The 13,629-nt window shown below is 60.2% G+C and carries 11 protein-coding genes and 1 tRNA gene; 3 read left to right on the top strand and 9 right to left on the bottom strand.

Annotated elements, in window-relative coordinates; genetic code table 11:
- Positions 1-35: 35 nt before the first annotated feature.
- The 5 genes from HMPREF2847_RS01145 to HMPREF2847_RS01125 form a co-directional block, all read right to left on the bottom strand.
- On the bottom strand, positions 36-1,280 hold the full coding sequence (locus HMPREF2847_RS01145) for a C39 family peptidase (protein ID WP_070851239.1): 1,245 nt from the start codon (positions 1,278-1,280) through the stop codon (positions 36-38).
- A 176-nt stretch (positions 1,281-1,456) separates the two neighbouring features.
- Entirely contained in the window at positions 1,457-2,215 is a 759-nt protein-coding gene (locus HMPREF2847_RS01140) for a hypothetical protein (RefSeq protein WP_070851238.1), read from the bottom strand.
- A gap of 337 nt (positions 2,216-2,552) precedes the next feature.
- Positions 2,553-3,854 (bottom strand): tRNA guanosine(34) transglycosylase Tgt, encoded by a 1,302-nt coding sequence (tgt, locus tag HMPREF2847_RS01135; protein ID WP_070851237.1) that lies wholly within the window; start codon positions 3,852-3,854, stop codon positions 2,553-2,555.
- 61 nt (positions 3,855-3,915) lie between these two features.
- Entirely contained in the window at positions 3,916-6,963 is a 3,048-nt protein-coding gene (locus HMPREF2847_RS01130) for an MMPL family transporter (protein ID WP_070851236.1), read from the bottom strand.
- A gap of 424 nt (positions 6,964-7,387) precedes the next feature.
- Positions 7,388-7,478, bottom strand: a tRNA-Ser gene (locus tag HMPREF2847_RS01125).
- Between the two features lie 276 nt (positions 7,479-7,754).
- Here HMPREF2847_RS01125 and HMPREF2847_RS01120 point away from each other — a divergent pair.
- Positions 7,755-8,735, top strand: coding sequence for a diaminopimelate dehydrogenase (locus tag HMPREF2847_RS01120; protein ID WP_070851235.1), 981 nt, complete (start codon positions 7,755-7,757; stop codon positions 8,733-8,735).
- A 108-nt stretch (positions 8,736-8,843) separates the two neighbouring features.
- On the opposite strand, the gene HMPREF2847_RS01115 is transcribed toward HMPREF2847_RS01120, so the two are convergent.
- The 3 genes from HMPREF2847_RS01115 to HMPREF2847_RS01105 all read right to left on the bottom strand — a co-directional run bounded on the left by HMPREF2847_RS01115 (position 8,844) and on the right by HMPREF2847_RS01105 (position 10,281).
- The gene (locus HMPREF2847_RS01115; RefSeq protein WP_069359008.1) at positions 8,844-9,032 is read right to left on the bottom strand and encodes a CsbD family protein; all 189 of its coding nucleotides are present in this window, start codon (positions 9,030-9,032) and stop codon (positions 8,844-8,846) included.
- Between the two features lie 135 nt (positions 9,033-9,167).
- Positions 9,168-9,782, bottom strand: coding sequence for a tRNA adenosine(34) deaminase TadA (gene tadA, locus HMPREF2847_RS01110; RefSeq protein WP_083327288.1), 615 nt, complete (start codon positions 9,780-9,782; stop codon positions 9,168-9,170).
- A complete protein-coding gene (locus tag HMPREF2847_RS01105) occupies positions 9,724-10,281 on the bottom strand; it encodes a tRNA adenosine deaminase-associated protein (protein WP_005510946.1) in 558 nt (185 codons plus the stop codon). The genes tadA and HMPREF2847_RS01105 overlap by 59 nt, the downstream gene beginning before the upstream one ends.
- 38 nt (positions 10,282-10,319) lie before the next feature.
- Between HMPREF2847_RS01105 and HMPREF2847_RS01100 the strand changes: the two genes are divergently transcribed.
- Entirely contained in the window at positions 10,320-11,345 is a 1,026-nt protein-coding gene (locus HMPREF2847_RS01100) for a prephenate dehydrogenase (RefSeq protein WP_069359005.1), read from the top strand.
- 9 nt (positions 11,346-11,354) lie between these two features.
- Positions 11,355-12,203 (top strand): CoA transferase, encoded by an 849-nt coding sequence (locus HMPREF2847_RS01095; protein ID WP_070851233.1) that lies wholly within the window; start codon positions 11,355-11,357, stop codon positions 12,201-12,203.
- A 49-nt stretch (positions 12,204-12,252) separates the two neighbouring features.
- On the opposite strand, the gene HMPREF2847_RS01090 is transcribed toward HMPREF2847_RS01095, so the two are convergent.
- On the bottom strand, positions 12,253-13,242 hold the full coding sequence (locus HMPREF2847_RS01090; RefSeq protein ID WP_070851232.1) for an LLM class flavin-dependent oxidoreductase: 990 nt from the start codon (positions 13,240-13,242) through the stop codon (positions 12,253-12,255).
- Between the last annotated feature and the right edge of the window lie 387 nt (positions 13,243-13,629).

Raw genomic sequence — 13,629 nt, 5'->3', positions numbered from 1 at the left:
TTCTATTTACGAAATTCTGAAATGTGTCTAGTCGCCTACTTGATTGGCCCTGTGCCCGCCAGATTCACGAGTGCCAGGTTCGGACGCTCAGCGCTCTCGGTGCCAGCACCAACAGCGCCCCCAGCGCTCACCGTATCCGGGTCGGTAGCAACCAAATCTGAGTCAGGGTCCGTGGTCGAAATCATCTCAAAGCCGCTGTCGGCCCAGGCATCTTCAAACTCGGCAATAGAAACTTCAAACCCATTACCATCAGGGATACCCGGATCAGCCAAGGTCACAGTGCCGGTAACGGTATCGACTTCAGTGACCACCAGCGCGTGATCATAGACGTTGTCCTCAAAGTACTGATCCGCCTCGTCGCCCCAAAGCTCACCGCTATCAACGATGGCGATAACACCGAAGCCGCTCCCCAGACGGGTCTCCAAGTCACTCATCGAAGAGTGAAGCTTTTCCGACGGAACATCGTTGGCCTGCAGGAGCGTAAGGATATTGTCCGTGGTCATGCCCTGACTGATGTCCTGGGTCAGCCCCAGTTGATAAGCCATATTGACCATGTGTTCCGGGTTACTAATGGAACCATTGAAGTACTCATTGACCAGGATTGCGACTGAAGTTGGACCACAGTAACCGTCGACTTCCTGGAAGAACCAATCCTCAGTCCACTCGTAACTGGATCCGTAGACGCCTTCCTCAGTCAGGGCGACGTCGGTGTCGTAGGAACCGGTGTTGTCGTAATCATTGTTGTCATAAGAGGTGTCGCCGTAATCGCCGTAGCTGTTATCGCCGTAGTCACCGTAGCCGTTATAGTCACCGTATGGGTCACTACCAAGCTCAATCGGAATACCGTTGGCATCCCAGGCGTAGAAGGTTCCATCGGGCATCGTGACCGCCGAAGATCCATCGGGAGCGATTTGGACGACATATCCATCCGGCGTGACCTGGTAGTAGGACCCATCATCTCCCCAGGCGTACTGAGTACCGTCTGAAGTCTGGTACCACTGCAGCACGCCCGTATCACCACCGGCACCGACATGACCTTCAGCAACCGTACTGGGCATAGGACTCTGGTGAATAGGCTCACCAGTGCCTGGCTCAATCATTGACAGTTGCGGCATCTCTGGCCTGACCTGCGTCTGTGTATCGGCCCCAAAGGGGTCAGCCTCTTGGACTGAGACACCGTCTAAGGAATCGCCTCCGGATTCCGGCGCCAATGAAGTGTCTTCTACCCCATCAAATTCATCGGTTCCGGCAGTGTCATCCATCATGAAGTCGTCGTTCATTGTCCCTCTTTAACATTCGGGGTTTGTAAACCGTCTCTGTCCTTTTGACGGCGAATCGCGAGGAATGGTTACGTTCGCGATTAATCTTTTAGAAATAAACCCCCGAAAGTGGGGGCTTGCGGGGGCAGGAGCGGACCAGTATCGAGGCAATTATCCTCGTGACCAGTACATTCCGATTACATGTCTGCTCCGGAGAGATCATCGGAGCTCATGTCCTCCTCCGCTGAGTCAACACCGAGATCAGCATCGGTCTGATGCGGAATCAGAGCTTCATAGTCAGCGACGTTGCCCAGATCCTGCATATCGAACTCAGCAGCGCTGACCTCTGTCTCCAGGATGCCGTCGGAGTTATCAGCGTCGACGAAGATCTTGTCGAACTTGCCATCCCCATCCAGGTCAACCAGCTCGGCGTTAGCAATTCCGTCACCGTCAGAGTCCAACATGACGCTGTCGAACTTGCCGTCACCGTTGGTGTCAGTCAGTTGAGTCTCGGCAACACCATCCTTGTCCAGATCCAGGCGGGTTTCGACAACCTGATCGTTGTCCAGCATGTCCTGCTGGTACGTATGACCGTACATGTCGGCGTATCGCGAGACATCCATCTGACCGTCGCCGGTGGCATCAGTTTGGAACTGAACGGTGTCGCCATCAATTGGGCGAGCGGTGGTCTCGTAGTAGCCGTCGCCGTCGAGATCGGCCTCTTCCATGACGGTATTACCCTGCTGATCGTAGTGGGTGGCGAAGTTAGCGCCAGTTGCATCCTGGTAGTGGTTGACGTCGTTCACACCATCGTTGTCAACATCTCGGCCCAGGTTGTAACCGTTGCCGGTTGCCTGAGTGCCCTGCGTTGACTGTGTGGTGGTGTCGGTTGCAGTGGTGTCAGTTGCAGTGGTGTCGGTGGTGTTCTCGTTCTGAGTTGCGTTGTTCTCGCTCATTGTGGGCCTCTTCCCTCGAAGTCTTCCAGCGAAGCTCTTCTTCGCTTTTCACTTCTTTAGACGGCCCAACCGAAACGAAAGGTTACAATCCATCGACGAAAGTTTTTCTTGCTGCTGCTAACAGCCCTCGAAACTCCCGCTGGCTCTGGCTCTGGCTCTGGCGCGTTCTGGCTGCCCGCCTCCCAGCCGCCCCGCCTCCACTTCACGACACAGGTGTCACCTCATGCCACCTCCACAGCTGGCACGAGGTGACATGGCTGTCGTGAAGTGCGAAAAGGTAGGAGCAGAGCCCCAGCCCGGCACACCCCAGCGCGAGCCCCAGCCGAGCCCCAAGCCCCTAATTCCCCACCGCACGACCACCGTTGGCGTAGTAGCGGCCCATGAACTCATCGCGGTACTCGAAGAACCGGTCCTCCAGGATCGCAGCGCGAATGTTCTCCACCAGCTTGACCATGAAAAACAGGTTGTGGATCGTGCACAGCGTGCCGGCCAGGTACTCCTTGGCCTTCAACAGATGATGCAGGTAGGCCCGGGAGTAATTCAGCGAAGTGTAGGAGGGCACCTCCGCGTCCACGGGGCGGAAGTCATTCTTAAAGCGGGCATTGGTCAAGGTCATCCGGCCATCGAGCGTGTACACACCACCACGGCGGGCAAGCCTGGTCGGAGCCACACAGTCAAAGGTGTCGGCACCGGCCTCGACAGCGGCGAAAATATCGTCCGGCTCGGAAATCCCCAGCAGGTGGCGGGCGCGGTCGTCGGGAAGCTCGTCATTAACCCAACCGCAGATCAAGCCCAGATTCTGCTTCTCAATCGCCCCACCAATGCCATAGCCGTGGAAGCCGAGCTGGCCGGCGTCCTCGAACTCGCGGGAGAGCTCGACTAGCCCACGAGCGGCCTTGCGGCGCAGGTCTTCGTACTGCGCACCCTGCACGACACCGAATAACTGCTGGATGGGCAACTGGCCGTCGTCAAGCGAATGGACGTGCCCGTCGACCTGACCGCGCGAAACTGTCAGCTCGTTGTGAGCCTGCAGGCAACGGCGCGCCCAGCGGTGCGTGCGCTCGACGGATGCCTCCTGGTAGCCGCGGGTGTTCATGAGCGTGGTGAGCTCGTCAAATGCCATCATGATGTCAGCGCCCAGCGCGTGCTGAATGCGCATGGACACCTCTGGCGTGAAGCGATGCTCGGAACCATCGATGTGCGAGCGGAAGGTCACGCCGTCCTCATCGACGAACGCGTTGCGCTCTTTGCCCTCGGCGACGATGTCGTCTTTCTGCATGCCGGTGACGTCCATCGCGAGGGTCTTTTTAAAGCCCGCGCCGAGGCTGAGCACCTGGAATCCGCCGGAGTCAGTGTACGTCGGGCCATTCCAGTTGGAGAACTTTGCCAATCCGCCGGCCTGGTCGACGATTTCCTCGCCGGGCTGCAGGTACAGGTGGTACGCGTTCGACAGCATCGCCTGCGCGCCGGTAGATCGCACCTGCTCGGGCGTGAGTGTTTTCACGGTCGCCTTCGTGCCGACCGGAATGAACGCCGGCGTAGCAATATCGCCATGCGGGGTGTGGATGGTGCCAGCACGTCCGCGCGCGCCTTCGATTTGCTTTACGACGTCAAAGCCCGTCGTCCTCGACTGCGACATGAAGCTCCTTGGTTGTGTTCCAGTGCTAATGCATTGAGGTTACCTGGGTGCTATTCGCAAGTTACTCAGCGCCGTCGTTTTCCTCGGGCTGGGTAGCGTTTTCTGGATCCCACACGGCGCGGCTACGACGTGGCGCTTCCTCTTCGAGTCCTTCGCGCTTCATCAGTTCCGCAACCGTAATCTTCTTCCGTTTGCGAGCCGGGCTGTAGTACGGGCGAACCTCGATGTCCTTGGCGTTTTCCGGGTTCGGCTGGGCGTCGGTTGGTTCAGCTGGCGCTGCCTGCATGAGCTGTTCGGTCGGCTCTGCCTGCTCCGGCTGCTCTGTCGGCTCCGGCTGTTCGGCCTGCTCCGGCTCAGCTGGTGCCGTCGGGGCGGACGGTTCGGCTCGCTCAGCCTGGTCAGAGCGCTCCGGCTGTTCGGCCTGCTCCGCCTGGTCAGCGGGCTCAAGCTCTTCCAGCTTTGCCTTCTTCCACCTCGGAATCCAGCGGTTACGCTTCTTGGTCGCAACCGCCACAGCGGTACCACCTGCTGCGCCCGCTGCGCCCGCCGCGCCCGCCGCAGCGGCTGCACCAGCACCGACTTCACCATCGGCACTGTCTGCTTCGTCCTCGTCAGCGTCCGTGTCGCCAAAGCCACGCCCAGCACCTTCGCTTTCAGGCAACAGGGACTCACCGCGAGCCATACGCTCGCGGCGGCCCTTCTCCACCAGCTCCTCGGAAACCTCTTCCAGGGCAGAGCCTTCGACATCCACAGAAGGCAACACCTTGTCCAGCCACTTCGGCATGTACCACGTAGCGCGGCCAAGCAGGAACATGGATGCCGGGATGAAGGTCATGCGAATAACGAAGGCGTCGAAAAGCACTGCGGCACCCAGCGCGAAGCCGAATACCTTAATAATCGCCAGGGGCTGCCCGGCGAAAGCCGCGAAGACGGAGATCATAATAATCGCAGCGGCAGTGACCACACGAGCGCCGAGAGTAAAGCCCTCAACGACCGATTCTTCGACCGCGTTGTACTTCGACTCTGGTGAGGATTCACCCTTGTTGTGGGTGTAATGCTCGCGCATGCGGGAAACCAGGAAGACCTGATAGTCCATGGCCAAACCGAACGTCACGCCGATGAGGAAGATTGGCACGAAGCTGACCAGCGGACCCGGAGTGCTAATCACGCCCCAGAGGCCGTCCTGGAAAAATGCCACTGTGACACCGAATGCGGCTGCGACAGAGAGCAAGAAGCCCACACCCGCAGTCAACGGCACCATCAGGGAACGGAAAATCATCAGCAGCAGGATCACTGCCAGACCCACGACAACGCCCAAGTAGAGCGGCATTGCGCCCTGGAGGCGGTCGGTGATGTCAATTTCAATAGGAACCAGACCAGTGACACCGGTGAATAGGCCGGTGGTCTGCTCAATCTGCTTCTGCTGATCGCGCACCGCGTTCATCAGCTGCTTGGTCGCAGGATCGAGTGGACCCGACTTCGGGGTCATAATCATCTTGACCGCAGTGCCGTCATGATTCATTCCAATCATCTGGATGTGCTCGACACCGACGTTGGATTTGAACTGGTCGACAGCGTAACTATAGGAAGCCTTGCGGGCGGCCTCGATGTCAGAGAGTTCCGGGTTCGTCTGTCTCAGGGACTCGATAAGTGGTTTGAGCACCGGCGCATCGGGCTTCACATCGTCCGACTTGGCAATAATGATGAGCTGAGAGTTACGTCCCGCACCGAAGCCCTCTTCAATCATGGTGATGGCCTTGCGGTTCGTGCTGTCCTTAGCCGCAGTAGAGTCGGACGGCAGCGCCAGCTTCAAGTGCATGGCCGGGTAGGCCAATGCCAACAGCAAGACGATACAGCCGACCAGGAACAACCCTGGGGCCTTGTGCACGAAAGTGACCCAACGTCGCCCCATCGTCATCTCACCGAAGAAGGAAGAGCGACGTTCCTTGCGCGGATTACGCGAGGGGTTGCCAGCAACACCGGGCACGCGACCAGCGAAGACCTTGTCGCCCAGCAGAGACATAACTGCCGGCAGCAGGGTCAGAGAGACCAGCACTGTGAAGGCCACCGTAATTGCCGCCGAAATACCCATCAGAGACATGAACGGCACCTTGGCGACCGTCAGCGCTGCCAACGCGACAATCACGGTGAGGCCGGCGAAAACCACAGCGGAGCCAGCCGTACCGGTAGCCATGCCGATGGCGTCTTCGTTGGTCATCCCTCGGGCTCTTTCTGCCCTGTAGCGAGAGAGGATGAACAGTGCGTAGTCAATACCGACAGCCAGGCCGAACATGACGGCAAGTACCGGGGTAATCGAGTTGACGTCGGTGAATGCGGTCATCAATGTCACGCCGAAGACACCGATGATAATGCCCACTACCGCCGTCACAATAGGCAGGAACGAAGCGACCAGAGATCCGAAGGTGACAACCAGCACGATAAATGCCACGGTCACACCGATAATCTCCGAGGTCGGAGCTACCTCAATCGCGGGCTGCATGCCCGGGCCAGAGGCCTCGACCTTGATACCGGCGTCACGACCGGCCTGCATTGCGTCGAGAAGCGCCTGCATATTCTCCGGTTCGATGTCCTGCGGCATCTTGGCGTCGAAAACGAAGGTGGAAATACCGTAGCGACCGTCATCGGACACGGTACGCAGGGCATTGGCATCGGCCTCGGCAACATCCTTGGGCAGGCCGGCGGCCATGCCCTGTTCCTTGACCATCGCCTGCATCTTCGGATTGAGGTCTACCGGGTTGTGAAGTTGCAAATCATCGGAGATTTGGCCGACATTGTCGCGGATGCCGTTAATGACCTGGTCAACAGCTTCTTTATTCTGTGGGTCATCGAGCCTCTGCCCCTCCGGGGCCTCGAAGGCGACATAGATACGCTGCTCTCGAATTGGGTTCGGAACATCGGGGAACTTTTCCTCAATCACGTGCGAAGCCGTTGCCGACGGCATGCCGGGGATCGAGAACTGGTCGATGAATCCCTTCTGGAATGCGGCAACTGCACCGCCCAGCCCCGCCAAAATCAGGAACCACGCGATGATCACAGTCCATTTATGCAGGTAGGAGAACCTGCCGAGTTTGAACAAGGCCTTTGCCATGTCAAGTTTCCCTTACGTCTAATATTCGCCTGGACCGCCCCAACTGCAGCTTCCCCAAGTTCGCGCTAACCAAGCACTCCCTCGGACTCCACCTGCAGTTTGAAGCCTCTTCGCTACTCCGATGCTAGCGACCACCCCGGATTGGCCAACATCAACTCTGGCGCTGACATGGTCATTGAGGGCGGGCACGACATAAAAACCGGAAATACTTTTGCTAAGAGTAGCGGACTTCCCGGATAAACGTGAACAATGGGGTGTGTGTTACTGATGTTATTTTTGTGATTTAGGTGCTCCAGGTCGGATGCCTCACCATTCACCGCTTTACGACGGGCACCTCCCCCGCACACACCACACTCAGGCAATCAGGGCCGATTAAATGCAAAACCCCCGAGGCTCCTACTTAAAGGAACCACCGGGGGTTTATTGGCGGTGACGGAGGGATTTGAACCCTCGGTACGGGGTTACCGCACAAAGCATTTCGAGTGCTTCACCTTCGGCCGCTCGGACACGTCACCGCTAAAAAACGTTACAGGTAGCCCCTTTATCTACCAAATCCCCAGGTCAGAAGGCTTAGCTGTCCACACAGTCGACACCGCCGGCCCTCCGCCAAGCCGTTCACAAAGAACCACAACCGCCGCCATCCCGAATCACTCCATCTACTGCACCATCCACTTAAACCACCGCGCTCTTCGGGGTGGCCAACGCCCGCTGAGATATGAAGGAATAGTCTGTAGCTTGAAATCTAGAAACTTAAACACAGAAGTGCAGCCACACAGAAAGGGTTCTCCCTCATGATTCGTTCCGCCATCATCGGCTACGGCAACTTGGGTCGCAGCGTCGAAAAGGTCATTGCCGACCAGCCAGATATGGAACTCGTCGGTGTTTTCTCCCGTCGCGATTCGCTGGACACTGAGGCCCGCGTGCTCCCGGCTGCGGATGTCGAAAAGTACAAGGACGAGGTAGACGTGCTGTTCGTGTGCCTCGGCTCGGCCACCGATGTCCCGGAGCAGGCCCCTGAGCTAGCAAAGAGCTTTACGACGGTCGACACCTACGACAACCACCACGAGATTCCGAAGCACCGCGCGGCCATGGACGCCTCCGCTCGTGAGGGTGACAACATCGCCATGATCTCGACCGGTTGGGACCCGGGCCTGTTCTCCCTGAACCGCGTCCTGGGCGCTGCCATCCTGCCGGGCGCAGACCAGATGACCTTCTGGGGACCAGGCCTGTCGCAGGGCCACTCCGATGCCGTGCGTCGTGTGCCGGGAGTGAAGAAGGGTGTCCAGTACACCAAGCCGAACCCGGAAGCTATCGAGGCCGTGAAGAAGGGCGAGGGCGCAGACCTGAAGGGTAACGAGTGCCACCTGCGCCACTGCTTCGTCGTCGCTGAAGAGACCGGCAACGCCGACGAGGACGCCAAGCTCAAGGAGCAGATCCGCGAAACCATCGTGACCATGCCGGATTACTTTGCCCCATACGAGACCATCGTGGACTTCATCTCTGAAGAGGAGTTCGACCGCGACCACCAGGGCATGCCGCACGGCGGCCAGGTCATTACCCGTGGCCAGGCCGGTACCTCCGGCCACGTCATCGAGTTCGGTCTCGAACTGGAGCGCAACCCCGACTTCACCGCAGCCGTCCAGGTTGCCTACGGTCGCGCTGCCTACCGCCTGAAGCAGGCTGGCGAGACTGGTGCCCGTACCGTCTTCGAGATCGCCCCGTACCTACTGTCCGCCGAACCACTGGATGACCTGGTGGCTCAGAAGCTGTAGCCAGCCCCAACGCTGACAGCCGGCCATCGAAACACAAAGAACCCCAACCGTCTCCGCACATCAGAAGCGGAGAAGGCTGGGGTTATCTCTACCCGAGAGCTAAACGCTTTACTTGTCAGTCAGCTTGCCCAAGGTCTCAGCGGCCTTATCCTTCAGGTCCTCAGCACCCTGCTTGATCTTGGACGCAGTCTGCTCGCCCTTGCCCTGGTTTGCCAGGTCGTCGTTGCCAACGGCGTCGCCGGCAGCTTCCTTAACCTTGCCACCCAACTCGTCGGCCTTGTTCTGCAGCTCGCTCATTATGTAAGCCTCCTATGTAAACGACTTATCTATTCTCTAGAGCCACCGTCTAGCAGCCCCATTAGTTCCGACGATACGTGAAAATGAAGACTCGTCACGGCCACAGCGGGAATTGTGACCTAACTGTGACCCCGCTCACGCTTCCGACTGCCGTTGCCGTTCGAAGAATTCCCGCAGGTAAACGGAGCATTCGTCGGCAAGCACACCCCCGCGCACCTGCGGAGTGAATGCGTGGGCGGGATCGCGGATGACATCGGCGATGGAGCCGCACGCGCCGGTCTTGGGCGACCACGCGCCGAAGACCACGCGCCCCACGCGCCCCATGACGCACGCGCCGGCGCACATCACGCACGGCTCAAGTGTCACGACCAACGTGCACTGCTCCAGCCGCCAGCCGTCACCAACAGCGCGGGTGGCCTCGCGCAACGCAATGACTTCGGCGTGGGCAAGTGGGTCACCATCCGCTTCCCGACGGTTCGAGCCCCGGCCCACAACCCTGCCCTCGGCATCCACGACCACAGCTCCCACCGGCACATCCCCGGGTGCCGTGTGAGCAGCTTCGGCGATAGCCAGGCGCATCCACTCTTCGTCGAGAATGTCCTGTTTTCGACGGGGCAGGGCGCTTGGCCGACCAGCTGGCTGGCTGGCTGCAAGGGCGCTTGGCCGCCCGGTCAGATGACCTTCGTCAGGGTTAGTCGTCATAGGGGTCGTAGTCGTCATCGTCACCGTCGTAATCCAGGTCGGCGACATCGGCGAGCTCCTCGGCACACCCCAGCTCCTCGGCGATGGCCAGAAGCTGCTCGGACGCCCACAGCGACTGATCGTCACAGATGGACTCCAGGGCTTCCTCCGAACAGCCCAGGTCAGCGAGGATATCCATATCTCCTTCGGCCCAGGCGTCGACATCGTCGAGCTCGTCCTCGTCGAGGTCGGGGATATCCAGATCCAGCTCGTCGAACACATCTGCCGCAATGTCGTCGGTGACGGCGGCGGTGGCGTCGGAAAGCACAACGCGCAGCGACCCAACGCCCTGGCGCACGAGAATAAAGTAATCGTCGTCGATATTGAGCATTCCGACAGCGGCGCGTTCCGAACGCAGATTGCGCAGCGCCTGTGCAGCGTCAGCGAGGGAATCGGTGGCGTCGTCCCCAAGATCGACGACGCGCCAACCGCGCTCCCCCATAGTTACGGCAACCGCGAAGGAGCGGTCGTCATCGGAGGTGTACCCTCCGGAAAAGGTCGTGCTCATAACCCACAACGCTAGTCGCTGTATGTCATGCTTGTCAGGTGAGCAATTTCGAGTCCCCCTCCCCTGCTTCGTCCTCCCTGTCAGCTGCACAATTACCCGCGGTATGCATCCTCGGTTTGGGCCTCATCGGTGGCTCCATGATGCGCGACCTGCGGGCCCATAACGTCGAATGCTTCGGTTGGAATCGCTCGTCCCCGACGGTCGAGGAAGCCACGAAGGAGGGATTCGACGCCAGTACAGATCTTCAAGCCACGCTCGAGCGAGCTGAGGCCAGCCGCGCGCTCATCGTAATTGGCACCCCCATGACAGTCGTCGGCACGATGCTCGACGCGATCAACGAGCACGCCCCCAGCTGTGGCATCACAGATGTGGTCTCCGTGAAGGCGGCCGTCGCCGCCGAGGTCTCCGCGCGCGGGATGGAGGAACGCTTCGTCGGCGCGCACCCAATGGCGGGTTCCGCGCAGGCGGGCTGGTCCGCCACGCTCGAAGGGCTTTTCGACGGCGCCCCCTGGGTCATCACCTACGACCTGGCAGCTGCTGCCGACGCTGCAGGCAAGCCCGTCCCGGAGCGGTGGATTGAAGTCTTTTCGCAGGTCGCCAACTTGGGAGCAGCTCTTGGCAGTCAACTCATTCCAGCGCTGAGCGATCACCACGATGCCAGTGTCGCCCGCATCTCCCACATGCCCCACCTAGCGGCCTACGCAATTGCCGCCGCCGGTGAAGCCGGTGGCCCCCTGGCCATTTCGCTTGCAGCCGGCTCTTTCCGCGACTGCACCCGCGTCGCCGCCGCTGCTCCTGACATGGTCATGTCCTGGTGTGAGAACAACACCGAACCCGTGCTCACCGCGCTTGACGACGTCATCGAGCGCCTCACCGCCGCGCGCACCCAGTTGGCCACCGAGGGAACCGCTATGGACCTGGCCAAAACCGGTCAGATTGCCCGTGTCCGCTACGAGGCCCGCCCTGCTCACCGCCCGATTTTCCGACTGCGCGTCGGCGAGGGCGGCTGGATCAACCAGTTGAAGTTGGCCGAAAGCGTCGGCGGACAGATAGATGTGTTCTAGTGTGGAACTATGTTTTCCCCCGAGCTGCACACCAGCCTCGCAGGCATCACTGTCGTCAACTTCGCCATTAACGTACCGGGACCACTGGCCGCTCAGCACTTGGGCCAGCTAGGCGCCCGGGTGATTAAGGTCGAGCCACCAACAGGCGATCCGCTCGGCGCCTTCGGCCGCTCCTGGTATGAAGCTATGTCCGCAGGTCACGAGATTATCCAGGCGGATCTGAAGAGCAATGAGGGTCGCGCACAGCTGAGCTCGCTGATCGATGAGGCCGATGTGGTCATCACCTCGGTTCGCCCCTCCGCGCTGGAACGCATGGGGCTGGCGGGCCTCCACGAACGCCCAAATGGGCCGGTACATATCGATATTGTCGGTGATACCGAAGCTCCAGAAACCCCTGGCCATGACCTGACCTACCAGGCGGAGGCCGGAACCCTCACACCTCCGGCGATGCCGCCGGTGCTGTTGGGCGACATTCTGGGCGCGCACTTTGCGGTCACCGCTGCCCTTGCCGGGTTGATTAAGCGGGCGGGTGCGGGTGCAGACGTCGTAAAGCAGCCTGGACTGCACTGCCGCATCGGCCTGAAGCAGGCTGGTGAGACCGGTGCCGCGCCGCTGAAGTACGGCATGACGGCGCCCGGCGGACTACTCGGTGGCGGCCTGTGGACGTACGGCCTCTACCCCAGCGCCGACGGCTACGCGGCCGTGGCAGCGCTGGAACCGCACTTTGCCGCCGCCCTGACCGAGGCCACTGGCGCGAGCAACCGCGAGGAACTTGCGGATTTCCTCCGCGAGCGCACCAACGCCGAAATCATGCAGCTTGCCAGCGAAAAGGCGCTGCCACTGGCTGCGGTGGAGTAAGAGGGCGACTTAAGGCCGCGTGCCTCGACGTACTCCTGGGCCTGGAGCCTTACGCGGTCAGCCCCGTGGCCTCCGCGGTGAGCTCCACCGAACGCAGTCGGTCAGGAACCTTCAACGACTGATGAGCCACAATCAGCTCATCCGCCGTCGAGTACTCACCGAACTGCGCAATCTGCTCACGCACCTGTGCCACCGTGCCAACTGCCGTGTGACGGAACATGTTCTGCACCTGGCGCCCCTGCGGGGTATCCATCAGAATCTCCGCCTCATCGTCAGTGAGATGATGCCCACCGCGGCTGAGGAACCGCCTGACCATGTTCCTGCGGGTAGCGAAGTACTGCTGCTGCGCATCCTCTTCGCTTTCCGACGCAATCACATTCATGGCCGCAAAAGCGTACGGCTTATCCAGCTGCTCAGAAGGCTGGAACTGCTCGCGGTAGACCGCGATGGCATCGCGAAGCGCGTCCGGCGCGAAGTGCGAAGCAAATGCGTACGGCAAGCCGAGCGCCGCCGCGAGCTGAGCACCAAAGAGCGAGGAGCCCAGGATGTACAGCGGCACGTGGGTGCCGCGGCCCGGAATCGCGTTGATGCCCTTAATCAGCGACTCGTCGGAGAGGTAACCGCGCAGCTCCTGCACATCCTGCGGGAAAGAATCGGAAGAGCGCGGGTCACGACGCAGCGCACGCATAGTGGCCTGGTCAGTGCCCGGCGCGCGGCCAAGCCCCAGCTCGATGCGATCCGGGTACAGGTTCGCGAGCGTGCCGAACTGCTCCGCGACCGTCAGCGGTGCATGATTCGGCAGCATGACGCCGCCGGAGCCGAGGGTGATGCTCTCGGTTTTTGCAGCCACGGCTGCGATAAGAACGGCCGGCGACGAGGATGCGATGGAGTTCATATTGTGGTGCTCTGCGTACCAAATACGCTGATACCCGGCCTTTTCCGCTGTCTGCGCCAAATCGATGGAGCCCTGTAGGGCGTCGGCGTGGGACTGCCCCGAGGCTACGGTAGCAAGGTCAAGAATGGACTCAGTACGAATCATGGTTCCACAGTCTAGACCGTTAGGCAGATATTGCGAGTTTGAGATGTTTCGAATACTGAGGCGTTGAGGTTTGGGGTTTGGGGGTTTGGAGGTTTGGGGTGGCTCGTGGGTGGACGGGCTCGTGGGTGCGGGTGGCAGGTGGCCGTTTGCGGGTGCGGGTGCGGTTTGCGGATGTAGTTTGCGGGTGGCGGTGACAGTTTGCGGGTGCGGGTGCGGTTTGCGGATGCGGGTGGGCGGAAATGCGGACTTCTTGTCGACTTCGCTTACGAAAAGGCACGAATACTCTAGTTCCCTGCTTGATTCTCCGCTCCGCCCCTCACCTGGCAATTCCGCCCCTCACCTGTCGATGAGATATTGGGGTTGCCCGCAAATCGTGGACACGTAGTG

It is taken from the genome of Corynebacterium sp. HMSC074C03 (assembly GCF_001838285.1).
Classification (GTDB): domain Bacteria; phylum Actinomycetota; class Actinomycetes; order Mycobacteriales; family Mycobacteriaceae; genus Corynebacterium; species Corynebacterium amycolatum.
This window is presented reverse-complemented; position numbering and strand designations above follow the sequence as displayed.

Excerpts from the sequence above, each read along its gene's own strand:
- HMPREF2847_RS01145 (WP_070851239.1), bottom strand. The coding sequence starts at position 1,280 with ATGAACGACGACTTCATGATGGATGACACTGCCGGAACCGATGAATTT.
- HMPREF2847_RS01140 (WP_070851238.1), bottom strand. The coding sequence starts at position 2,215 with ATGAGCGAGAACAACGCAACTCAGAACGAGAACACCACCGACACCACT.
- tgt (WP_070851237.1), bottom strand. The coding sequence starts at position 3,854 with ATGTCGCAGTCGAGGACGACGGGCTTTGACGTCGTAAAGCAAATCGAA.
- HMPREF2847_RS01130 (WP_070851236.1), bottom strand. The coding sequence starts at position 6,963 with ATGGCAAAGGCCTTGTTCAAACTCGGCAGGTTCTCCTACCTGCATAAA.
- HMPREF2847_RS01120 (WP_070851235.1), top strand. The coding sequence starts at position 7,755 with ATGATTCGTTCCGCCATCATCGGCTACGGCAACTTGGGTCGCAGCGTC.
- HMPREF2847_RS01115 (WP_069359008.1), bottom strand. The coding sequence starts at position 9,032 with ATGAGCGAGCTGCAGAACAAGGCCGACGAGTTGGGTGGCAAGGTTAAG.
- tadA (WP_083327288.1), bottom strand. The coding sequence starts at position 9,782 with ATGTCGCCGACCTGGATTACGACGGTGACGATGACGACTACGACCCCT.
- HMPREF2847_RS01105 (WP_005510946.1), bottom strand. The coding sequence starts at position 10,281 with ATGAGCACGACCTTTTCCGGAGGGTACACCTCCGATGACGACCGCTCC.
- HMPREF2847_RS01095 (WP_070851233.1), top strand. The coding sequence starts at position 11,355 with ATGTTTTCCCCCGAGCTGCACACCAGCCTCGCAGGCATCACTGTCGTC.
- HMPREF2847_RS01090 (WP_070851232.1), bottom strand. The coding sequence starts at position 13,242 with ATGATTCGTACTGAGTCCATTCTTGACCTTGCTACCGTAGCCTCGGGG.